Genomic DNA, 21,834 nt, shown 5'->3' on the forward strand with positions numbered 1-21,834 from the left:
TCCGATGCCAGAGGTCTGGCATCGGATTTTCTAGGAAGCCCGGCTTTGACTCAAATGCTTAAGTGAACAGCATTACGGCCTGGGCCGGGGGTTCTGTGATCACTCGTCGAGGAAGGAGCGCAGATGCTCGCTTCTCGTCGGGTGGCGCAGCTTGCGCAACGCCTTGGCTTCGATCTGACGAATCCGTTCACGGGTCACGTCGAACTGTTTACCAACCTCCTCGAGGGTGTGGTCGGTATTCATGTCGATACCGAAGCGCATGCGCAGAACCTTGGCTTCACGGGCAGTGAGGCCGGAGAGTACTTCGCGAGTCGCTTCTTTAAGGCTCTCAACGGTGGCAACATCGATTGGCGACTGCATGGTCGAGTCTTCGATGAAGTCACCCAGATGGGAGTCTTCGTCATCACCGATCGGGGTTTCCATGGAGATCGGCTCTTTAGCGATCTTCAATACCTTGCGGATCTTGTCCTCAGGCATCTCCATGCGTTCGCCCAGCTCTTCCGGGGTCGGTTCACGACCCATTTCCTGCAGCATCTGACGGGAAATGCGGTTGAGCTTGTTGATCGTCTCGATCATGTGCACCGGAATACGGATGGTGCGGGCCTGGTCGGCGATCGAGCGAGTGATCGCCTGACGGATCCACCAGGTGGCATAAGTCGAGAATTTGTAGCCGCGGCGGTATTCAAACTTGTCTACCGCTTTCATCAAACCGATGTTGCCTTCCTGGATCAGGTCGAGGAATTGCAGGCCACGGTTGGTGTACTTCTTGGCGATGGAGATCACCAGACGCAAGTTCGCTTCAACCATCTCTTTCTTCGCGCGGCGGGCCTTGGCCTCACCGATCGACATGCGACGGTTGATGTCCTTGATCTCGGCGATCGTCAAACCGGTTTCGGTTTCCAGCGCGGTCAGCTTTTGCTGGCAGCGAATGATGTCCGGCTGCAGGCGACCAATGGCTTCAGCGTATTTGCTTTTGCCTTTGGCCAGCGCGTCGGACCAGCTTTCGTCGACTTCGTTGCCCGGGAACTGGCGCAGGAAATCGGCGCGCGGCATGCGCGCATCACGAACGCAGAGCTGCATGATTGCGCGCTCTTGCTGACGCAGGCGATCCAGAGCACTGCGTACACGCTCGACCAGGCCTTCGAATTGCTTCGGCACCAGTTTGATCGGCATGAACAGGTCGGCCAGGGCCAACAGTTCGGCAATCGCCGCCTTGTTGTGGCGACCGTGCTTTTTCAGGGCCTTGCGGGTGATTTCCATCTGATCGGCAACAGCGCCAAAGCGCTGTGCAGCGATGATCGGATCCGGACCGCTTTCGGCTTCTTCCTCGTCGTCCGAAGCTTCGGCGTCATCATCGTCGGAATCGTCGTCCGCTTTCACGGCTTTCGGATCGATCGGTGGTGGCACTTCGGCAGCAGGCGGCGCAATGCCGTCGTCCGGGTCGATATAACCGCTCAGGACGTCGGACAGGCGACCACCTTCGGAGGTGACGCGGGTGTACTCGGAGAGAATATGGTCAACCGTGCCAGGGAAGTGCGCGATTGCGCCCATCACTTCACGGATGCCCTCTTCAATACGTTTGGCGATTTCGATTTCGCCTTCACGTGTGAGGAGCTCTACAGTACCCATTTCGCGCATGTACATGCGCACCGGGTCGGTAGTGCGACCAATGTCGGTCTCGACCGCTGCCAGCGCTGCTGCTGCCTCTTCGGCCGCGGCTTCGTCGGTATCGGCGTCGGCCAGCATAAGGGAATCCTTATCTGGCGCAACCTCGAATACGTTGATCCCCATGTCGTTGATCATGCGGATGATGTCTTCCACCTGTTCCGGATCTGAAATATCCTCCGGCAGGTGGTCGTTGACCTCCGCGTAAGTCAGGTAGCCCTGCTCACGACCAAGTGTGATCAACTCTTTGATACGAGACTGCTGTTGCGCTTTTCCGGACATAACACCCTATCCACTGAAGGTCTTGGCGGGCAAAAAACAAGCCGAGGATTATACCTGAGCTATGACCTCACGCGCCAGTTGAGGTCGGGTTTGGTACAGCCATATTGCGTTTTAATAGGTCGCGCATCTGATTTGCGATCTGATTTGCTTCCTCGGCAGTCAATCCTGGCTGCTTCGCTTTCCTGATGAGTTCTTCCAGGCTATCGGTGTGTTGACCCGCTGATAACCTAGTAATGGTGTCTAAAAACTGTTGTTCAAGGTTGTCGCCGTCAATCAGCCATTCCTTTTCAGCCAGGGCCTTCAGCAAGCGTCCCTGTTCAGTGCCGTGCCAGCGAGCCATTAACTGAATAGAGTTTAGCTTAGGGTTTTTTTGCACGGCCTCGATGAGGGCTACCAGCAATTGCCCATAAGTGCTGCTTTCATTGGCGAAGTGGTTGGCGGTTTCGACTTTGCCAGCCAGTTGCGGATGATGAATGAGCGTACGCAACGCAATGAGTGTAGGTGCTTCGACGGCAATGGGTTTGCGCGGGGCACTCTGTTGATCGCGATCGCCGCCACGCTTGCCGTTCTTGTCCCAGGGTTTTTTGTCCCATTTCTTGCCGCCGGCACCGGGCTTCTTCGGTGTCCATTCCTGTTGCGGCACATACATTTCTTGCGATTGCGGCTGATGATAGTCGCTGTAATCAGGCATCGCGTCGTAATCGATACCCGGGTCATAGGCGGGCGGCGCCTCGTGTGGCGCGCTTTGCGCCAGTTGGCTGACCGTTTCGCTGCTCAGGCCGGTAATTTCGGTCAGGCGCTGGCGCATCAGAATGCGCAGGTTGGCTCCCGGCACCTTGTCGATCAGCGGCGCTGCGAGGGTGGCCATGTGGGCCTTGCCTTCGAGGGAGCGCGGGTCCGATTCTTCCGTCAGCTGTTGAAAGAAATAATCTGCCAATGGCTGGGCGTGCTGGTTGATCCGTGCGCGGAAAGCGTCGGTGCCCTCGGAGCGCACCAGCGTATCCGGGTCTTCGCCTTCGGGCAGGAACAGGAAGCGGGCCCGTCGCCCATCCTGCAGGCTTGGCAGGGTGGCTTCCAGTGCACGCCACGCGGCGTTGCGCCCCGCCTGGTCGCCGTCGAAGCAAAACAGCACGCTGGGCACGACACGGAACAGTCGCTTCAGGTGTTCTTCGCTGGTCGCGGTACCCAGGGTGGCGACAGCATTGCGCAGGCCTTGCTGGGCGAGGGCGATGACGTCCATGTAGCCTTCGACGACGATGATTTCGTCGAGGTTGCGGTTGTTCTTGCGGGCTTCATACAGGCCGTAGAGTTCCTGGCCTTTATGGAATACCGGGGTTTCCGGCGAGTTCAGGTATTTCGGTTTGTCGTCGCCCAGTACCCGGCCGCCGAAGGCAATGACGCGCCCGCGACTGTCGCGGATCGGGAACATCACGCGGTCGCGGAAGCGATCATAGCGTTTGCCGGTTTCGGCGTTCTCGATCAACAGACCGGCATCGATCATGGCTTTCTGCTGCAGGGTGTCGCTGCTCAAGTGCTTGAACAGGTTGTCCCAGCCAGGCGGCGCGAAGCCGAGGCCGAAGTCGCGGGCGATTTCGCCGGTCAGGCCGCGACCTTTCAGGTAGTCCACTGCAGCTTTGCGCGATGGGTGGCTCTTCAGGGCCTGGCGGTAAAAGTCGGCAGCGGCGGTGAGCAGCGGATACAGCGGCGAATCAGTCGGCTGGCGCGGCTTGTGCGCGCGGCCGCTTTCTTCCCGTGGGACTTCCATGCCGGCCGCCTTGGCCAGATCTTCGACAGCCTGGACGAAATCCAGGTTGTCGTGGTCCATGATGAAGCCCAGGGCATTGCCGCCGGCGCCGCAGCCGAAGCAGTAATAGAACTGCTTGTCGGGGCTGACGCTGAATGACGGGGTTTTTTCTTTGTGGAACGGGCAGCAGGCGGTGTAGTTCTTGCCGGCTTTTTTCATTTGCAGGCGCGAGCTGACCACATCGACGATGTCGGTGCGGTTCAGAAGGTCGTCAATGAAGCTCTGGGGAATTAGCCCGGCCATGGCGTTCTCGTCATCTGCGCTGATTGGGTCCGAAACGAAGGGTAGTCGAACGAAGGTCATTGTTTGAGGCGCACAAGATGGGCGGCTCGACCGGTGTCGTCTGCGTAATCGCTATCGGGAAATGTATCTGCCGAAAATCCCCTGACGTTAATGCCAATCAGTATTCGACTTTTTGAAAGTGTTGCGCTGAATCCGGCTGCGGCCAGTCATGGGCCTCGGATAGCTCATCATTTGCACGCGTGAGGTGCCTTGGGCTGATCGTCGTGAGAGGAATCAGTGGGTGTGCTCGTCAGTAGCCTTGAAAGGCTCGTCAGAAAAGACGTGCACCGCTGGCAAAAGAGCCAGGTCTGACGCGATGAAGCAGATTTGTCTCGGTCGCGTCTGCGGCTTCGACGGTGAAGCATCAAGCGTTTTACGCAAATGCCATTAGCCCGGCAAAGAGCCGGGCTTGGCAGAAGCTTGCTACGATCGTCTGTGTATTAGTACAGACGAACGGCGCGGCGCTGTTCGCGCTGAACTTTCTTGGCGTGACGCTTAACAGCGGCTGCTGCTTTGCGCTTACGCTCAGAAGTTGGCTTCTCGTAAAATTCGCGGCTACGAACTTCAGCCAGTACACCGGCTTTTTCGCAGGAGCGCTTGAAACGACGCAGAGCTACGTCGAAGGGTTCGTTCTCTTTTACTTTGACGGCTGGCATCCAGAGCTACCTTCATTCATTACCGGGGTCAACATCCTCGCGGCAAAAGAGCACTTGAAGACGTCGGTTTTTAAGGGTTGCGGATGTTAACCCCTCATCGCACGGAATGCAAAGCCTCTGATCGAAAACCGCTGGTCGGGGCATCACGCGGCGACTATTATGCGCGCCTTCGAATTCAGCCTAAACAAGGCGCAAACCCATGCTAGTACTGGGATTAGAAACCTCCTGCGACGAAACCGGTGTCGCATTGTATGACAGTGAGCGCGGCCTGCTGGCCGATGCGCTGTTCAGCCAGATCGACCTGCATCGTGCCTATGGTGGCGTGGTGCCGGAGCTGGCCTCGCGTGACCACGTCAAACGCATGCTGCCCTTGATTCGTCAGGTGTTGGCCGAAGCCGACTGCGTGCCGACCGAGATCGATGCAATCGCCTACACCGCCGGTCCTGGCCTGGTAGGGGCGCTGCTGGTCGGCGCTTCCTGTGCTCAGGCGCTGGCCTTCGCCTGGGGCATTCCGGCCCTTGGTGTTCATCACATGGAAGGCCATTTGCTGGCGCCGATGCTGGAGTCGCAACCGCCGGAATTTCCGTTCGTCGCTTTGTTGGTTTCAGGTGGTCATACGCAACTGGTTCAAGTCGACGGGATCGGCCAATACACGCTTTTGGGCGAAACCCTGGATGACGCCGCAGGCGAAGCGTTCGACAAGACCGCGAAGATGATGGGCCTCAACTATCCGGGCGGCCCGGAAATCGCTCGACTGGCGGAGCAAGGGCTTGCAGGACGTTTCGTCTTCCCGCGTCCGATGTGTGACCGACCTGGCCTCGATTTCAGCTTCAGTGGCCTGAAAACCTTTGCCCTGAACACCTGGCAGCAGTGTGTGAGCGCCGGGGACGACAGCGAGCAAGCCCGTTGCGACATCTCGCTGGCGTTCCAGCAGGCCGTGGTGGAGACTTTGACCATCAAGTGCAAGCGTGCCTTGAAGGCGGCAGGCATGAAGCGTCTGGTGATCGCTGGCGGGGTCAGCGCCAACAAGGCGTTGCGCACGTCCCTGGAAAAAATGCTCGGCGACATGAAGGGTGATGTTTTTTATGCCCGTCCACAGTTCTGTACCGATAACGGTGCAATGATCGCTTTTGCCGGTTGCCAGCGTTTGCAGGCCGGTCAGCAGGAAAGCCTGGCGATCAGTGTCCAGGCGCGTTGGCCGATGGAGCAGTTGTCGGCGCTGTGATGAGTGGTGCTGCCGGGCGGCATTTAAAAATGCCGTTCGCGCCCGGCAAACAGGTCGCGTAGATTGCCGCGATGACGCCAGACGATCATCCCCGTGAGCGCGCTCATGGGCAGCAGTGCCGCCGGCTCTTGCCAAGCCAGCAATGGCAGGGTCAGTGGGGTGGCGATCAAGGCAGCCAACGAGCTGGTGCGGGTCAGGTAGAACGTCAGCAGCCAGGCACAGACCGCCAGTAAGGCCGCAGGCGGGTACAGGCCCAGCAACATGCCGGCAGCGGTGGCGACACCCTTGCCACCGCGAAAGCGAAAGTACAGCGGGAACAGGTGGCCGATGACGGCGCAGACGCCGATCCAGGCCTGATCATGCAGGGAAAGTCCGGCAAAACCGGCGATCAGCACAGGCAGCAGGCCTTTGCAGAGGTCACCGAGCAACGTCAGGACGGCGAGTTTTTTGCCGGCCAGGCGCAACATATTGGTGGCGCCGGCATTGCCCGAGCCACTCATTCGCGGATCGGGGTTTCCGGTCAGGCGGCTGAGCAAAATGGCGAAGGACAGAGAGCCGAGCAGGTAGGCGAGGATCGCCAATAACCAAAACATGCTAACTATTCCGGGCGAGGACGCCCTGATTCTAACGGCGCATTGCGCCCTTGTCGTGTAGCGGAGAAAAGTGCTTGGACAGAGTGTTTATCGAGGGCCTGGAAGTCGACACCGTCATCGGTGCCTACGACTGGGAGCGAGGCATCCGACAGTGCTTGCGTCTTGATCTGAGTTTCGCCTGGGATAATCGTCCGGCAGCCGCTGGTGATGACCTGACGCTGGCGCTCGATTATGCGAGCGTTTCGTCACGCATCCAGGCCTTTGCCGAGCAGGCGCAATTCCAGTTGGTGGAAACCTTCGCCGAGCGTCTGGTTGAAGTGCTGATGAGCGAATTCAAGATCACCTGGATGCGTCTGAAGCTGACCAAGCCTGGTGCAGTGCCTGCCGCTACCGGTGGTGTGGGTGTGGAGATCGAGCGCGGATGTCGCTGACTCAGGTGTATCTCGGGCTCGGTAGCAATATCGAGCGTGAAGCCCATTTGCAGGCCGGCCTGGAAGCGTTGGCGGGTTTTCTGGTGGATATTCGTTGCTCGGCGGTTTTCGAAAGCCAGCCGGTGGGGATCAAGAGCGGGCCGTTTTTCAATTTTGTGGTGTCGGCCTTTACCGATCTGCCACTGATTGAACTGGATCGCCGGCTTAAATTCATTGAGGCGGACAATGGCCGTTACGCGCCAGACCGCAAGGGTTTGCCGCTGGACATCGATGTGCTGCTGTTCGGTGATCTGGTGGGCAACTTCGATGGTTTGGTGTTGCCGCGAGCAGAGATTCTGAAAAACGCCTTCGTGCTGTGGCCGTTGTCGTTGATCGCGCCGGATCGAGTTCACCCGGGCGTAGGCAAGAGTTTCGCCACGTTGTGGGCTGAATCGCAGATTGATCAGGTGTTGGCCCCCGTGGCTTTTGAGTGGCGCGGCATTCAACTGACACCTTCAGATTTGTTGTGAGATTCATGACGCCATCGCGGGCAAGCCCGCTCCCACAGGTACGATGCAATCCCTGTGGGAGCGGGCTTGCCCGCGATGGCGTCAGTCAGGACGACGCAGTCTCTTTGTAGGCCTTCAACGCCTTGAGCCTTTCACGCTTGATCGCCTCACCCAGTTCCGGCCCCTTGAACCCCTTCTCCAGCAATGGCTGCACCGCCACGCTGCGCGCCGCGGTTGCCGCACCGCGAAGGTAATCCGCCTGTGGGTAACTTCGCTCTTCCAGTCCTTTGCGCCCGCGCGCATCCATCTCACATGCCGCGATGAACTCCTCGAACCGCTGTGGTCGACGGTAAACGTCGAAACTCTGCAGCAATTCCAGCAAGGTCGACGGTTTCAGCTCCAGGGCGCGATGGCCGTGGGTGTGATATTCGCCCACCAGCAACGCCAATTCCTGGCAGTCCCTCGGTGCCTTGAAGCGTTCGTTGACCGCTTTGATCAGTTTCAGCCCCTTGAATTCGTGGGCGATGTGGCGAGGCCATTCTTCCTCCGGCGTCAGGCCTTTGCCCAGGTCATGCAGCAGGCAGGCCCAGCGCACGGTGAGTGGTTGCTTGTGGCGTGCGGCTTGTTCCAGCGCGCTCAGTGTGTGCGCGCCCGTGTCGATTTCCGGATGATGGGCTTGTGGTTGCGGCACGCCGAACAAGGCATCGACTTCTGGCATCAGTTCTTTGAGAGCGCCGCAGGCCCGCAGTACTTCAATGAACACCTGTGGCTGATCTTCCATCAGGGCACGGGAGATTTCTTTCCAGATGCGTTCCGCGGTCAGCGCTTGCAGTTCACCTGATTCGCTGAGTTGACGCATCAGATCCAGCGTCTCCGGAGCGACGGTGAAGCCAAGCGCTGCGTAACGAGCTGCGAAGCGCGCAACGCGCAGAACCCTGAGCGGATCTTCGGCAAACGCGGGGGAAACGTGGCGAAGCAGGCGCGCTTCCAGGTCGCGTTGGCCATGGTACGGGTCGGTCAGGTTTTGTTGATCGTCTTCGGCCATGGCGTTGATGGTCAGGTCGCGACGGATCAGGTCTTCTTCGAGGGTCACTTCGGGGCTGGCGTGAAAGGTGAAGCCGCCGTAGCCGCGTCCGCTTTTGCGTTCGGTGCGGGCGAGGGCGTATTCCTCTCCGCTTTTGGGGTGAAGAAACACCGGGAAATCCGCGCCTACCGGGCGAAAGCCCTTGGCGAGCATGTCTTCGGTGGTGGCGCCCACCACGACCCAGTCGATATCGGTGACCGGTTTGCCCAGCAGGCGATCACGAACGGCACCGCCGACTTTATAAATACGCATAAAAAACCTCCGTTAGCTCGACAGGATAACCTTTGCGTCGGGCTTTCGGAGGTCAAAACTGGATCAAAGATGAACGACGGCCAGGTCCAGTCGGCCGTAATCACCCTCGCCATGTTCGTTTCTGGGTGGAACGTGATGGGTTTTCATCACCTGATCGCCTTGCAAGGTTTCCAGGTGAATGTCGAAGCCCCAGAGGCGGTGCAAGTGCTTGAGCACCTCCTCAGTGGAATCTCCCAGCGGTTTGCGATCGTGTTGCTGGTGGCGCAGGGTCAGCGAGCGGTCGCCGCGCCGGTCGATGCTGTAGATCTGTACGTTGGGTTCGCGGTTGCCCAGGTTGTATTGGGCGGCCAGGGTTTCACGGATGATTCGATAGCCGCCTTCATCATGGATGGCCGGGACCAGCAGGTCGTCCTTCTGGTCGTCATCGAGAATGCTGAACAGTTTCAGGTCGCGGATAACCTTGGGTGACAGGTACTGCAGGATGAAACTCTCGTCCTTGAAGCTGCTCATGGCGAACTTGATGGCTGCCAGCCAGTCAGTGCCTGCAATGTCCGGGAACCAGCGGTAATCCTCTTCCGTTGGTTCTTCGCACATGCGCCGGATATCGCGGTACATGGCAAATCCCAGGGTATAGGGGTTGATCCCGCTGTAGTACGGGCTATCGAAGCCCGGTTGATAGATCACGCTGGTATGGGACGTCAGGAACTCCATCATGAAGCCATCAGTGACCAGGCCTTCGTCGTACAGGTCGTTCATCAAGGTGTAGTGCCAGAACGTGGCCCAGCCCTCGTTCATCACCTGAGTCTGACGCTGTGGATAGAAGTACTGGGCGATTTTTCGCACGATCCGTACGATTTCCCGCTGCCACGGTTCCAACAGTGGCGCGTGTTTTTCGATGAAGTACAGGATGTTTTCCTGAGGTTCGGCGGGGAAGCGTGCGTTGTCCTTGTCGCTGTATTTGTCCGCGCCTTTGGGAATGGTGCGCCACAGATCATTGATCTGTTTCTGCATGTGTTCTTCCCTGTCCTTCTGCCGGCGACGCTCTTCTTCGGCGGAGATCGGATAAGGCCGTTTGTAGCGGTCGACGCCATAGTTCATCAGGGCGTGGCAGGAATCGAGCAGGTCCTCGACCGCGTCGATGCCGTGGCGTTCTTCGCATTGCATGATGTACTGCTTGGCGAACACCAGGTAATCGATGATCGAACTGGCGTCTGTCCAGGTGCGAAACAGGTAATTGCCCTTGAAAAAGCTGTTGTGCCCATAACAGGCGTGCGCAACGACCAGTGCCTGCATGCAGATGGTGTTTTCTTCCATCAGGTAGGCGATGCACGGGTCCGAGTTGATCACGATCTCGTAGGCCAGTCCCATCTGGCCGCGGCTGTAGGATTTTTCAGTGCTGAGGAAGTGTTTGCCGTAGGACCAGTGGTGATAGCCCAGGGGCATGCCGACGGAGGCGTAGGCGTCCATCATCTGTTCTGCGGTGATCACTTCGATCTGGTTGGGGTAAGTGTCGAGCGCATAGCGAGCCGCAAGACGACTGATTTCTTTGTCGTAGGCCTGGATCAGCTCGAACGTCCATTCCGAGCCGGTGGAAATGGGTTGGCGCTTCTGCTCTTTGGCGGTCATGTCACTAACCTGCGCTGGAAGAGTTCACGGAAGACCGGATAGATATCCCCGGCCGAGACCAGTTGTTGCTGGGCAAAAGTGTCGGAGAACGCTTCGGCGATGCGCTCATACTCGAACCACAGGGCCTGATGTTCGCGTGGGGTGATCTCAACGTAAGTGTAGTACTGCACGAACGGCATGATCTGGTTGATCAGGATGTCGCGGCAAATCGGCGAGTCGTCGTTCCAGTTGTCACCGTCGGAGGCTTGGGCGGCGTAGATGTTCCACTCGTTGCTCGGATAGCGTTCGGCCATGATCTCCTGCATCAGTTTCAAGGCGCTGGACACGATGGTCCCGCCGGTTTCGCGGGAGTAGAAAAACTCCTCTTCGTCCACTTCGCGGGCGCTGGTGTGGTGGCGGATGAACACGACGTCAATCTTGTCGTAATTACGCTTGAGGAACAGGTACAGCAGGATGAAGAAGCGCTTGGCGATGTCCTTGGTCGCCTGAGTCATGGAGCCGGACACGTCCATCAGGCAAAACATCACGGCCTTCGAACTGGGATTGGGCTGCTTGATCAGCAGGTTGTATTTGAGGTCGAAGGTGTCGAGAAAAGGAACGCGATGGATGCGCGCGCTGAGTTTTTCAATTTCCGCTTCGATTTTCTGAATATCGCCGAAATTGTCCGGTTCTTCTTGCTTGAGTCGCAGAAGTTCCTCTTTTGCTTCGCGCAGTTTCGCCCGGCTGCTGCCGGATAGCGCAATTCGCCGCGCATGAGCCGAGCGCAGGGTGCGGATGATGTTGATCCGCGCCGGGTTGCCCTCGTTACTGATGCCCGCGCGAACGGTTTTGAACGTGTCGGTGCCGGTCAGGTTGCGCTTGACCAGGTTCGGTAGCTCGAGATCCTCGAACATGAATTCGAGGAATTCCTCCTGGGTGATCTGGAAGACGAACTCGTCCATCCCTTCACCCGAGTTGCCGGCCTTGCCAGGGCCTCGACCGCCGCCACCTCCCGGTGGGCGCGCAATGTGTTCGCCGCTGGTGAACTCCTTGTTGCCGGGGTGCACGACCGTCTGTTTGCCACCTCGACCATGGTGAAGCACCGGCTCATCGATATCGCGGCCGGGGATGCTGATTTGCTCGCCGTGTTCCATATCGGTAATGGAGCGCCGGCTGACCGCCTCTTCGACAGCCTTCTTGATGTGGTCACGGTAACGCCGCAGAAACCGCTGACGGTTCACCGTGCTCTTGTTCTTGCCATTGAGACGTCGGTCGATCACATAGCTCATGACTGCTCCTTAGAAGCTGTCCTCAAAGGGGCGAGCATTCAAGCAGCACACCGAGTGCCAAGGGATGTACACGCTCCCCCAAGCGCTGTGGATACTGCCTGAACCGCGCTACTGCCTTTCGAACACCTTCCAGAGGCCTGTGTAACAGAAAATGCGTAAACAGGCCTCGGGCTGACGACAACCGGTCTGACCGGCAGCGGGTTATTGTGATTTTCTGACCCGCAGATACCACTCGGACAGCAGTCGTACCTGTTTGTCGGTGTAGCCCCGCTCGACCATCCGTGTGACGAAGTCGTTGTGCTTCTGCTGGTCCTCTTTGCTGGCCTTGGCATTGAAGCTGATGACCGGCAGCAGGTCCTCGGTGTTGGAGAACATTTTCTTCTCGATGACCACCCGCAGTTTTTCGTAGCTGAGCCAGGTTGGGTTCTTGCCGTTGTTGTTGGCCCGGGCACGCAGTACGAAGTTGACGATTTCGTTGCGGAAATCCTTCGGATTGCTGATGCCGGCCGGTTTTTCGATTTTTTCCAGCTCCTCGTTGAGTGCCACGCGGTTGAGGATTTCGCCGGTTTCCGGATCGCGGTATTCCTGATCCTGAATCCAGAAGTCGGCGTACAGCACGTAGCGGTCGAAGATGTTCTGGCCGTACTCGCTGTACGACTCGAGGTAAGCGGTCTGGATCTCCTTGCCGATGAATTCGATGTAGCGCGGCGCCAGGTACTCCTTGAGGAAGCGCAGGTAGCGTTCGCGGGTTTCCGCCTGGAATTGTTCCTGTTCGATCTGTTGTTCCAGCACGTAGAGCAAGTGCACCGGGTTGGCGGCGATTTCGTGCGGGTCGAAGTTGAAGACCTTCGACAGGATCTTGAACGCGAATCGGGTCGACAGACCGTTCATGCCTTCATCGACGCCGGCATTGTCGCGGTATTCCTGGATCGACTTGGCCTTCGGATCGGTGTCCTTGAGGTTTTCGCCGTCGTACACGCGCATTTTGGAGTAGATGTTGGAGTTCTCCGGCTCCTTGAGCCGAGACAGCACAGTGAACTGGGCGAGCATCTTCAAGGTATCGGGTGCGCAATGGGCCTTGGCCAGCGAACTGTTGAACAGCAGTTTGTCGTAGATCTTCACTTCGTCGCTGACCCGCAGGCAGTACGGCACTTTGACGATGTAGATCCGGTCGATGAACGCTTCGTTGTTCTTGTTGTTGCGGAAGGTGTGCCATTCCGATTCGTTGGAGTGGGCCAGCAGGATCCCGGTAAACGGAATCGCGCCAAGACCTTCGGTACTGTTGTAGTTACCTTCCTGGGTCGCCGTCAGCAATGGGTGCAGCACCTTGATCGGTGCCTTGAACATTTCGACGAACTCCATCAAGCCCTGGTTGGCCCGGCACAGTGCGCCCGAGTAGCTGTAGGCGTCGGCGTCGTTTTGCGGAAATTCTTCCAGTTTGCGGATATCGACCTTGCCCACCAGTGCCGAGATGTCCTGGTTGTTTTCATCTCCCGGCTCGGTTTTGGCCACGGCGATCTGGTTGAGGATCGACGGGTAGAGTTTCACCACGCGGAACTGGCTGATATCGCCGCCGAATTCGGCCAGGCGTTTGGTGGCCCACGGCGACATGATGGTATTGAGGTAGCGCCGTGGAATGCCGAAGTCTTCCTCGAGGATCGCGCCATCTTCAGTGGCGTTGAACAGACCCAGGGGGGATTCGAAAACCGGCGAGCCCTTGATGGCGTAGAAGGGCACTTTCTCGATCAGTTGTTTCAGCTTCTCGGCCAGGGACGATTTACCGCCACCAACAGGGCCGAGCAGATAGAGGATTTGTTTCTTCTCTTCCAGGCCCTGAGCGGCATGGCGGAAATACGACACGATCTGGTCGATGCATTCTTCCATCCCGTGGAAGTCTTCAAAGGCCGGATAGCGACGGATCACCTTGTTGGAGAAGATTCGCGACAGCCTCGAATTGGTCGAAGTGTCGAGCAGTTCCGGTTCACCGATGGCCAGGAGCAGACGCTCGGCGGCGGAAGCGTAGGCGCTGCGGTCCTTTTTGCACAGCTCAAGATACTCTTGCAGCGTGAGTTCTTCCTGGCGTGTGGACTCGAAACGTTGTTGGAAGTGGCTAAAGATACTCATGACGTCACCTCGCTCGATACGTGGAGCCGACGCCGGATCACTCAGTCGATGCTGGCAGCAACCGAACAGGCAGTCGCTGTTTACCCCCCAGAACTCTCTCGAAGCTGACGACTCCGAAAGCTACTCCCGATGACCCGCGCGCCGGTGTACCGGCTCTCCCCTGTTTTGGATGGCCTGCGCTTAAGGATAGTTGCTTATTCGGGAGGTAAAGGGGAGATGCGTAATTATGTGTGGCAGACCGTTCGTCTGCCACCGCGCTAGCCCGCGGGAGCCGGGGCTTGCGTGTTACAAAAAAATTATTCGGAGGTGCCTTGCGCCGTTTCTGAAGGATACGTCGTACGCCACAGCTCAAAACCGCCATCCATGCTGTAGACGTCGGAGAAGCCCTGGCTGATCAGGTAGGCGGCTGCGCCTTGGCTGGAATTGCCGTGGTAGCAAACCACTACGGTGGGGGCATCAAGGTCGGCGCCCTGGATGAAGGCGTGCAGGGAGTGATTGTCCAGATGCTTCGAACCGGCGATGTGCAGCGCCGCGAAAGTTGCAGGGTCGCGGACGTCGACCACCACTGCGCCTTGTTCGCGCAGGGCTTGGGCCTGTTCAGGGGGGATACGTTTGAATTCGCTCATGTCGGGCTCCTGTGGCTCGGCTGAATAGGCAGTCTAGCGCGGGGCGCTGGCTGGCGATGTGTCGGGAATGGGTGAGGCGACTGGCGGCAGGGCGGCCTGGCCATGCTCGTCGCACTTGCAGGACAGGCGTTCGCCAGTGTCGACATTCATCAGGGTCAGGGCACCGCCCCAGACGCAACCGGTGTCGAGGGCCGAGATGCCCCGCTCCTGGACCTTGCCTTCCAGCGCGGCCCAGTGACCGAAGATAATCTTCAGGTCCTTGGTCTTGCGGTCCTTGTGCTGGAACCAGGGTTTGTAGCCCGGTGGTGCGGTGTCCAGGCCTTCCTTGCTCTTGAGGTCAAGCTTGCCGTCGGCGGTGCAGAAGCGCATGCGCGTGAAATAGTTGGTGATCACCCGCAGGCGAGTAACGCCTTTGAGATCGCTGTCCCATTTCGCCGGATCGTTGCCGTACATGCCATCGAGATAGGGCGCGAACAGGTTGTCGTCGCGCAGGGCCGTTTCGACCTCGGCGGCGCATTTGAGGGCCTTGCGCAGCGACCATTGCGGCGGAATGCCGGCATGCACCAGCGCTACGTTGCGTTGCTCGTCGTAGTGCATGAGTTTTTGTTGGCGCAGCCAGTCCAGCAAGTCGGCACTATCGGGCGCTTCAATGATTTCGCGCAGGGTGTCGGCTTTCTTCAGGCGTTCGATGTTCTGGCCGGCGGCCAGCAAATGCAGGTCGTGGTTGCCGAGTACGCATACCAGCGATTCGCGGATGCTATAGAGGAAGCGCAAGGTTTCCAGTGATTGCGGGCCGCGATTGACCAGATCGCCCACCAGCCACAGGCGATCCTTTTCCGGGTCGAAGGCGACTTTTTTGAGCAGGCATTGCAGCGCTTCAAGGCAGCCTTGCAAATCACCGACAGCGTATGTCGCCATCAGTGCAAGGCTCCGGGGACCGCAAGACGGAACGGGGCGATGATGGCGTCGAATTGCTTGCCGTCGTCGGCAATCATCTGATAGCTGCCTTGCATGGTCCCGACTTTAGTCGTCATGACCGTGCCGCTGCTGTAGGTGTGGCTTTTGCCTGCCGCGATCAACGGTTGCTGACCAACCACGCCGGCACCGCGCACCTCTTCGACACGCCCGTCGCCGTCGGTGATCACCCAGTGCCGTGACAACAGTTTGGCGGGTAGCTCGCCATTGTTTTGCACGGTGATGGTGTAGGCGAAGGCAAAGCGGTCTTGATCGGGTTGCGATTGTTCTGCCAGATAGCGGGTGACGACGCTGACGTCGACCTGGTAACGAGGATCGGACATGCAAGAGGCCTTAAAAACGAAGCGGGACGCGGGGCGTAGCTGATGCAATTCAGTCTAGGCCAAGTATCGGATAGTAAACCAGACATGGGCGTTGGTGTCCTATCCGATAACGCGTCAGGTCTGTCAGATATCGGCAGGCTTCTGTAGGACTTGTTCGCAGAGCTTGTCGGCCAGGCGCACAAAGGCGGCCAGATCGAGTTGCTCGGGACGCAGGCTGCCATCGACGCCAGCAGCTTCGATTTCGGCGTTGCTCAACAGCAGCTTGAGGGTGTTGCGCAATGTTTTGCGGCGCTGGTTGAACGCTTCGCGCACGACACGTTCGAGCAATCGATGGTCCTTGGCAGGGTGGGGCAGCACTGCGTGTGGCACCAGTCGCACAATGGCCGAATCGACTTTCGGCGGTGGATTGAACGCGCCCGGGCCAACGTTGAACAGGTGCTCAACACGGCAGTGATACTGAACCATGATCGACAGCCGGCCCCAATCACCACCGCCAGGCCCTGCCGCTAGGCGCTCGACCACTTCCTTCTGCAGCATGAAGTGCATGTCGCGAATCAAGTGAGCGTTGTGCAGCAGGTGGAAAATCAGCGGGGTGGAGATGTTGTACGGCAGGTTGCCAACCACTCGCAGGCTGCCCGGCGCGGCGTTCAGGCTGTTGAAGTCGAACTTCAGTGCGTCGCCCTGGTGCAGGTTGAAGTTGCTCTTGCCGGCGAATTGCTGGTTGAGGATCGGGATCAGATCCTTGTCCAGCTCTACCACGTCAAGTTGTGCGCCGCTGTTGAGCAGGCCTTCGGTCAACGCGCCCTGGCCTGGGCCGATTTCCAGCATGCGGTCATCGGGTTTGGCGTGGATGGAGCGCAGGATGCGGTCGATAACGCCGGCATCGTGCAGAAAGTTCTGGCCGAAGCGCTTGCGCGCCCGGTGTTGGTATTGCTCGGTCATAAACGGGTCTCGGCCATCTGGTAGGCGGTTTCCAGGGCGACTTGCAGGCTGCCGGTATCGATTTTGCCGCTGCCGGCCAGATCCAGCGCCGTGCCGTGATCGACCGATGTGCGGATGATCGGCAAGCCCAGGGTCACGTTGACTGCAGCGCCAAAGCCTTTGTATTTCAGCACAGGCAGGCCCTGGTCGTGGTACATCGCCAGCACTGCGTCGCAGTGCTCCAGATATTTGGGGGTAAACAGAGTGTCGGCGGGCAGCGGACCTCGCAGGTCCATGCCTTCGCCGCGCAGGCGCTCTAATGTGGGTTCGATAATGTCGATTTCTTCATGGCCCAGGTGTCCACCTTCACCCGCGTGGGGGTTTAGCCCGCACACCAGGATCCGTGGTTGGGCAATGCCGAACTTGTGTTGCAGATCGGCATGCAGAATGCGCGTGACCCGCTCCAGACGCTCCGGTGTGATTGCATCGGCAATCTCGCGAAGGGGCAGGTGGGTGGTGACCAGGGCCACGCGCAATCCGCGAGTGGCGAGCATCATGACCACTTGCGCGGTATGGGTCAGGTCGGCGAGGAATTCGGTGTGCCCGGAGAAGGCGATTCCGGATTCGTTGATCACGCCCTTGTGCACGGGTGCCGTGATCATTCCGGCAAAGTGCCCGTCCAGGCACCCTTGGCCTGCGCGGGTCAGGGTTTCCAGGACGAAAGCGGCATTGGCCTTGTCCAGTTGCCCGGCGACGACCTTGGCGTTGAGTGGGGTATCCCAGACATACAGGCTGTTGGCGGGTGCGGGCACATCTGGCCAGGCGTCTGGAGTGACCGGCAGCAAATCGACAACCACGCCCAGCTGCGCGGCCCGCTCGAGGAGCAGGTCGCGGCTGGTAATGGCAATCAGGGGGTGCGGCTGGGCTTGCGAGGCAAGCAGCAGGCACAGGTCAGGACCTATGCCGGCTGGTTCACCGGGTGTCAGCGCAAAACGTTTGGGTTTCACTGCGCTGCCTGGTTCGCGCCAGGGAGTTTGATTTCAACATACGCTTCGTCACGGATCTGACGCAGCCAGGTTTGCAGCTCTTCGTCGTATTTGCGGTTACGCAGTACGGTCATCGCTTGTTGCTCGCGAGCCTGGGTGGTGTTGTCGGTGGCGCGGCGGCCAAGGACTTCCAGGACGTGCCAGCCGTATTGAGTCTTGAAAGGCTTGGACAGTTGACCTTGCGGGGTTTTGGACATCACTTCGCGGAATTCCGGGACCAGAACGCTCGGGTCGATCCAGTTCAGGTCGCCACCGTTGAGGGCGGAACCCGGGTCTTCCGAGTAGCTTTTCGCCAGTTCGCCGAAGTCTTCGCCCGCCTCGATGCGGGTATAGAGCGACTGAACCAGGGCCTTGGTTTTTTCTTCGTCGCGAATCGGGCTTGGTTTGACCAGGATGTGGCGCACATGCACTTCGTCACGTACCTGGGTCTCGCCGCCACGCTTGTCGGTGATCTTCAGGATGATGAAACCGCCCGGCGTACGCATAGGCTGGGTCACATCGCCGACCGCCATGGTGCTCAGCAGGCGATCGAACGGCGGTGGCAGTTGAGCGGCTTTACGCCAGCCCATGTCGCCGCCTTCCAGTGCGGTTTCGCTGGCGGATTTGGCGATGGCCAATTGACCGAAGTCGGCGCCTTGCTTGAGTTGTTGATAAATCGCATCAGCCTGTTTGGCAGCATTCTGAATCGCGTCAGAGTTGGCGCTTTCTGGCGTAGGAATCAGGATGTTGGCCAGGCGGAACTCTTCGGACAGCTGCATCTTGCCGAGGTCCGACGCCAGGAAGTTCTTCACTTCCTGCTCGGAGACCTGGATGCGCTCAGCCACGCGGCGCTGACGCACGCGGCTGATCACCATCTCGCGACGAATCTGTTCACGTGCATCGTCATATGACACGCCGTCGCGCGTCAGCGCGGCGCGGAATTGATCGACCGACATGTTGTTGCGTTGGGCAATGGTGCCGACAGCCTGGTTCAGTTCTTCATCGGTGATGCGGATGCCGGAACGTTCGCCGATCTGCAGTTGCAGGTTTTCGACGATCAGGCGCTCGAGCACCTGTTGTTCCAGCACGCTGGCCGGTGGCACGGCGGTGCCGCGCTTGGCGATGGTTTGCTGAACTTCATGGACCCGTTGGTCCAGTTGGCTCTGCATGACCACATCGTTATCGACAATGGCCACCACTTTATCGATGGACTGTACCGCGGCGTTGGCCGCAGTACCCAGGAACAGCGCGCCCAGCAGCAGCGGGCGCAGACAATCAGAAAGCTTGGTCTTCACGTTCACGATAACCTTGGATGCCTTTGTCGAGGAAACTCTCTGCTTTGGCGCCGGTGAGGTCGCCGAGTCCCTTCAGAACGATTTGTAGGAATACGCCGTGGTCGCCTTTTTCGTTTTGCGGTGCTTCCTGACTGAATTCGTCGTAGGAAACCCAGTAACGGTTGATCAGGCGCAATTTCCAGCAGCAGTTGTCGTACTCGAAACCACCGAAGGCTTCCAGGGTACGGTTACGGTTGTAGTCATACTGCCAGCGGCTGATGGCGTTCCATTGCGGCACGACTGGCCAGATTACCGAGAAGTCGTGCTGTTGGATTTTGTAGTAATCCTTTACGTAGCCAGGCTGACCCGGGGTGCCATAGTCACCGCCGCCCACCGACCATTTACCCGTGTTCTGGTCATAACGGACCTGGTCATTGCGATAGCGATAGCCGGCGTTGATGACCTTGTTCGGGTTGTCTTCAGGCTGGTAGTGGAACATCGCGCTGCCCGAGCGAGGGCTGCGGCTGTCCGGGTCCCAGTTGTAATCGGCCGTGGTGCGCCAATCGCGGTTCCAGCGATATTCGTATTCCAGTGCGTAAGGCGAAACGTTCGAATGCGCATCCTGACGGGTTTTCGCATCGATGCCCGGCAACTGGACTTCGCGATCCTTGAAGTACATGGCCTGGCCGACGCTGACGCGTTGACGCTCGAAGCCGTTGTCTTCAATCCAGCGGCTGGTCACGCCCAGGGACAGCTTGTTCTCGTCACCGACGCGGTCGGAGCCCGAGAAGCGGTTGTCGCGGAACAGCGATGCATAGTTGAAGGTGTATTCGCTGGTGTCGAATACCGGAATGTCTTCCTGGTCCGTTTCCGGCACGTAGAGGTAGAACAAGCGCGGCTCAAGGGTCTGGCGATAGTTCTTGCCGAACCATTGGGTGTTGCGATCGAAGTACAGGCCGCTGTCGATGCTGGCAATCGGCACACCACGATTCTGGTTGCTGCCGAAGGTGCCGTTGAGTTTGTCCTGCTCCGCGGTCTGTGCAGCAATCTGGTTCTTGCCGATGCTGTCCAGGTCCAGTTGATACTGGGTGTATTGGTACTTGAGCGTTGGCTTCAGGAAACCATAAGTCCAGTCGAGCGGCAGGCTGACAGCGGGCGCAAGGTTCAGGCGATCGCCAGTGGCACGGGCAAGACCCACGACATTGGTGTCCAGTCGCGGCGACACATTGCCGTTTTCATCGGTGAACGTGCCATTTTTCAGGTCGCGATCGAACCGCACGACTTCAGTGTTGTAGGAGAAATTCAGGCCGTTTGGATGATACGGCAGTGCACCGTCGAAGGTGATCTGCGGCAGACGGTCATACGGCGTGATGTTCGAAACGGTTGCAAGCTCGTAAGCCTGGGCGTTCACGCGGGCGGTGTAGCTGTCGCCACGATAGGTGACGGAGCCTTGTTGGTTCACAAAGTCTGCGCTTTTTACACCAATCTGGTCGGTTTCCAGATCCTGGAAGTAATAAGGATCGCTGATGTTGGTGTAATCGACTTGCGTGAAGACTCGCGAATCGAGGCCGCCCTTGTGTTGCCAGTTATACATGTAGCGGTTTTTTTCGTAGTCGGTCTGCTTGCTGCGATCGGTGTCCTCGTCGTTGAGGTACGCAGCACCGAACTGGCCTTCGCTGGACTTGGTGAGGTAGCGGAACTCGCCTTCCATCAACAAGCCATGCTTTTCCATGTAGCGCGGGTACAACGTGGCGTCGTAGTTCGGTGCCAGGTTGAAGTAGTACGGTGTTACCAGCATGAAGCCGGTATCGCTGCCGGTGCCGATGGTCGGCGGCAGGAAGCCGGACTGGCGGCGGTCGTCGATCGGGAAGTAGATGTACGGCGTGTACAGGACTGGAATGTCCTTGACCCGCAGTGTCACGTTGGTCGCAGTACCGAAGCCGGTGGCCGGGTTCAGGGTGATGTTGTTGCCCTTGAGCTGCCAGGCGTTGCTGTTCGGTTCGCACGTGGTGTACGTACCATCCTTGAGGCGGATGATCGCGTTCTCGGCACGTTTGGCGTACAGCGCGTTACCGCGAATACGGGACTTGTGCATCACGTATTCGGCGTTATCGACCTTGGCTTCACCGGTGTCGAGCTGTACATCGGCGTGATCGCCCACGATCAGTGCGCCGTTGTCGCGGATACGGACATTGCCGCTGAGTTCGCCACGGCTCTCGGCCTGGTACAGGTTGGCCTCGTCGGCTTCGACCTGCATGCTGCCCTGGCGCATGACCACGTCACCGGCCAGGGTGGCGACTTGTTCATCCTGCTTGTAGCGAGAGGCTTTCGCGCCGATAAAGGTTGGCGCGTCACTTTTATTCGTCTTGTCATTCATGCCAGGACGAATCGGTTCGATATAGGAACCAGAGCAATAAGGACCGGTTTCTGCCAATTGCGCCGCTGTGAGCTGATCGCGTGGAACCCAGTCGAGGTGGCTATAGTCTTCGCTACGCGACTTCAGGCCGCGGCCCTTGGACTCGGTCACGAGCACAGGCTTGGCGCCGGTGTCTTCACTGGTGCCTTCCTGTGACGGGGTCTCGCCAGTGGCGCTGACTGCGCTGCCTTCATGCACGGGACGCGGTGGCAAGGCTGCCGCCGGCGCCTTTGGCGCACATGCCCAGGCACCCGAAGCAGAGACTGAGCAGTCATACTGTTCCGCGGCGACCACGAAGGAAGTGGCTAGAGGTTGCAAGGCCAGCATACTGCCGGTTACCAACAACGGAAATTTTTTACGAAACGCGGGGGATTTCAATGCCATCTTATTAGTCCGGGCTTCCTGCGTGCCATCTGCCCGCGGTGTGGGCCGCACGCCTCTCGATGGTCTGAAAAAGATGCTGGATAATAAAGCATGACCCGCTTGACGGCTAG

The 21,834-nt window shown here is 58.6% G+C and carries 18 protein-coding genes; 3 read left to right on the top strand and 15 right to left on the bottom strand.

Features of this window, described 5'->3' with window-relative positions; translation table 11 throughout:
* Positions 1-99: 99 nt before the first annotated feature.
* From rpoD to rpsU, 3 genes are all read right to left on the bottom strand, one after another.
* Positions 100-1,947, bottom strand: a complete 1,848-nt coding sequence (rpoD, locus tag JQF37_RS29770; protein WP_047534175.1) for an RNA polymerase sigma factor RpoD — start codon at positions 1,945-1,947, stop codon at positions 100-102.
* 67 nt (positions 1,948-2,014) lie between these two features.
* A complete protein-coding gene (gene dnaG, locus JQF37_RS29775) occupies positions 2,015-3,994 on the bottom strand; it encodes a DNA primase (RefSeq protein WP_047534172.1) in 1,980 nt (659 codons plus the stop codon).
* A gap of 479 nt (positions 3,995-4,473) precedes the next feature.
* Positions 4,474-4,689, bottom strand: coding sequence for a 30S ribosomal protein S21 (rpsU, locus tag JQF37_RS29780; RefSeq protein WP_002551877.1), 216 nt, complete (start codon positions 4,687-4,689; stop codon positions 4,474-4,476).
* Positions 4,690-4,888: 199 nt separating this feature from the next.
* Between rpsU and tsaD the strand changes: the two genes are divergently transcribed.
* Positions 4,889-5,914: a tRNA (adenosine(37)-N6)-threonylcarbamoyltransferase complex transferase subunit TsaD gene (gene tsaD / locus JQF37_RS29785; RefSeq protein ID WP_047534165.1), complete on the top strand. Its 1,026-nt coding sequence runs from the start codon at positions 4,889-4,891 to the stop codon at positions 5,912-5,914.
* A gap of 23 nt (positions 5,915-5,937) precedes the next feature.
* Here tsaD and plsY read toward each other — a convergent pair whose 3' ends face one another.
* Positions 5,938-6,507, bottom strand: a complete 570-nt coding sequence (gene plsY, locus JQF37_RS29790) for a glycerol-3-phosphate 1-O-acyltransferase PlsY (protein ID WP_047534163.1) — start codon at positions 6,505-6,507, stop codon at positions 5,938-5,940.
* Positions 6,508-6,581: 74 nt separating this feature from the next.
* On the opposite strand from plsY, the gene folB reads away from it, so the two are divergent.
* Both folB and folK read left to right on the top strand, forming a co-directional pair.
* Entirely contained in the window at positions 6,582-6,938 is a 357-nt protein-coding gene (gene folB, locus JQF37_RS29795) for a dihydroneopterin aldolase (RefSeq protein WP_008051601.1), read from the top strand.
* Positions 6,929-7,447: a 2-amino-4-hydroxy-6-hydroxymethyldihydropteridine diphosphokinase gene (gene folK, locus JQF37_RS29800; RefSeq protein ID WP_047534158.1), complete on the top strand. Its 519-nt coding sequence runs from the start codon at positions 6,929-6,931 to the stop codon at positions 7,445-7,447. Before folB ends, folK begins: the two co-directional genes overlap by 10 nt.
* Before the next feature lie 85 nt (positions 7,448-7,532).
* Here folK and JQF37_RS29805 read toward each other — a convergent pair whose 3' ends face one another.
* The 11 genes from JQF37_RS29805 to JQF37_RS29855 all read right to left on the bottom strand — a co-directional run bounded on the left by JQF37_RS29805 (position 7,533) and on the right by JQF37_RS29855 (position 21,724).
* On the bottom strand, positions 7,533-8,762 hold the full coding sequence (locus JQF37_RS29805) for a multifunctional CCA addition/repair protein (RefSeq protein WP_130209588.1): 1,230 nt from the start codon (positions 8,760-8,762) through the stop codon (positions 7,533-7,535).
* 63 nt (positions 8,763-8,825) lie between these two features.
* Entirely contained in the window at positions 8,826-10,388 is a 1,563-nt protein-coding gene (locus tag JQF37_RS29810) for a SpoVR family protein (protein ID WP_047534154.1), read from the bottom strand.
* Positions 10,385-11,656 carry a YeaH/YhbH family protein gene (locus JQF37_RS29815; RefSeq protein WP_130209586.1) on the bottom strand — a complete coding sequence of 424 codons (1,272 nt, stop codon included), beginning with the start codon at positions 11,654-11,656 and terminating at the stop codon, positions 10,385-10,387. Before JQF37_RS29815 ends, JQF37_RS29810 begins: the two co-directional genes overlap by 4 nt.
* A 201-nt stretch (positions 11,657-11,857) precedes the next feature.
* Positions 11,858-13,780, bottom strand: a complete 1,923-nt coding sequence (locus JQF37_RS29820) for a PrkA family serine protein kinase (RefSeq protein WP_047534149.1) — start codon at positions 13,778-13,780, stop codon at positions 11,858-11,860.
* Positions 13,781-14,076: 296 nt separating this feature from the next.
* Positions 14,077-14,406 (bottom strand): thiosulfate sulfurtransferase GlpE, encoded by a 330-nt coding sequence (gene glpE / locus JQF37_RS29825; protein ID WP_030130002.1) that lies wholly within the window; start codon positions 14,404-14,406, stop codon positions 14,077-14,079.
* 33 nt (positions 14,407-14,439) lie between these two features.
* Positions 14,440-15,324, bottom strand: a complete 885-nt coding sequence (locus tag JQF37_RS29830; RefSeq protein ID WP_130209584.1) for a symmetrical bis(5'-nucleosyl)-tetraphosphatase — start codon at positions 15,322-15,324, stop codon at positions 14,440-14,442.
* Positions 15,324-15,704, bottom strand: coding sequence for a Co2+/Mg2+ efflux protein ApaG (apaG, locus tag JQF37_RS29835; RefSeq protein WP_130209582.1), 381 nt, complete (start codon positions 15,702-15,704; stop codon positions 15,324-15,326). Before apaG ends, JQF37_RS29830 begins: the two co-directional genes overlap by 1 nt.
* 123 nt (positions 15,705-15,827) lie before the next feature.
* Entirely contained in the window at positions 15,828-16,646 is an 819-nt protein-coding gene (gene rsmA / locus JQF37_RS29840) for a 16S rRNA (adenine(1518)-N(6)/adenine(1519)-N(6))-dimethyltransferase RsmA (protein ID WP_130209580.1), read from the bottom strand.
* Complete coding sequence (gene pdxA / locus JQF37_RS29845) at positions 16,643-17,632, bottom strand: 4-hydroxythreonine-4-phosphate dehydrogenase PdxA (RefSeq protein WP_130209578.1); 990 nt, start codon at positions 17,630-17,632, stop codon at positions 16,643-16,645. The genes rsmA and pdxA overlap by 4 nt, the downstream gene beginning before the upstream one ends.
* Positions 17,629-18,951 carry a peptidylprolyl isomerase SurA gene (gene surA, locus JQF37_RS29850; RefSeq protein WP_177329335.1) on the bottom strand — a complete coding sequence of 441 codons (1,323 nt, stop codon included), beginning with the start codon at positions 18,949-18,951 and terminating at the stop codon, positions 17,629-17,631. Before surA ends, pdxA begins: the two co-directional genes overlap by 4 nt.
* Entirely contained in the window at positions 18,926-21,724 is a 2,799-nt protein-coding gene (locus tag JQF37_RS29855) for an LPS-assembly protein LptD (RefSeq protein WP_130209576.1), read from the bottom strand. Before JQF37_RS29855 ends, surA begins: the two co-directional genes overlap by 26 nt.
* Positions 21,725-21,834 lie beyond the last annotated feature (110 nt).

Origin of the sequence: Pseudomonas sp. MIL9 (assembly GCF_016887925.1) — a bacterium.
Lineage (GTDB): Bacteria > Pseudomonadota > Gammaproteobacteria > Pseudomonadales > Pseudomonadaceae > Aquipseudomonas > Aquipseudomonas mohnii.

Bases quoted from the DNA above. Each gene is read 5' to 3' on its own strand.
- rpoD (WP_047534175.1), bottom strand. From the start codon at position 1,947: ATGTCCGGAAAAGCGCAACAGCAGTCTCGTATCAAAGAGTTGATCACA.
- dnaG (WP_047534172.1), bottom strand. From the start codon at position 3,994: ATGGCCGGGCTAATTCCCCAGAGCTTCATTGACGACCTTCTGAACCGC.
- rpsU (WP_002551877.1), bottom strand. From the start codon at position 4,689: ATGCCAGCCGTCAAAGTAAAAGAGAACGAACCCTTCGACGTAGCTCTG.
- tsaD (WP_047534165.1), top strand. From the start codon at position 4,889: ATGCTAGTACTGGGATTAGAAACCTCCTGCGACGAAACCGGTGTCGCA.
- plsY (WP_047534163.1), bottom strand. From the start codon at position 6,507: ATGTTTTGGTTATTGGCGATCCTCGCCTACCTGCTCGGCTCTCTGTCC.
- folK (WP_047534158.1), top strand. From the start codon at position 6,929: ATGTCGCTGACTCAGGTGTATCTCGGGCTCGGTAGCAATATCGAGCGT.
- JQF37_RS29805 (WP_130209588.1), bottom strand. From the start codon at position 8,762: ATGCGTATTTATAAAGTCGGCGGTGCCGTTCGTGATCGCCTGCTGGGC.
- JQF37_RS29810 (WP_047534154.1), bottom strand. From the start codon at position 10,388: ATGACCGCCAAAGAGCAGAAGCGCCAACCCATTTCCACCGGCTCGGAA.
- JQF37_RS29815 (WP_130209586.1), bottom strand. From the start codon at position 11,656: ATGAGCTATGTGATCGACCGACGTCTCAATGGCAAGAACAAGAGCACG.
- JQF37_RS29820 (WP_047534149.1), bottom strand. From the start codon at position 13,780: ATGAGTATCTTTAGCCACTTCCAACAACGTTTCGAGTCCACACGCCAG.
- glpE (WP_030130002.1), bottom strand. From the start codon at position 14,406: ATGAGCGAATTCAAACGTATCCCCCCTGAACAGGCCCAAGCCCTGCGC.
- JQF37_RS29830 (WP_130209584.1), bottom strand. From the start codon at position 15,324: ATGGCGACATACGCTGTCGGTGATTTGCAAGGCTGCCTTGAAGCGCTG.
- apaG (WP_130209582.1), bottom strand. From the start codon at position 15,704: ATGTCCGATCCTCGTTACCAGGTCGACGTCAGCGTCGTCACCCGCTAT.
- rsmA (WP_130209580.1), bottom strand. From the start codon at position 16,646: ATGACCGAGCAATACCAACACCGGGCGCGCAAGCGCTTCGGCCAGAAC.
- JQF37_RS29855 (WP_130209576.1), bottom strand. From the start codon at position 21,724: ATGGCATTGAAATCCCCCGCGTTTCGTAAAAAATTTCCGTTGTTGGTA.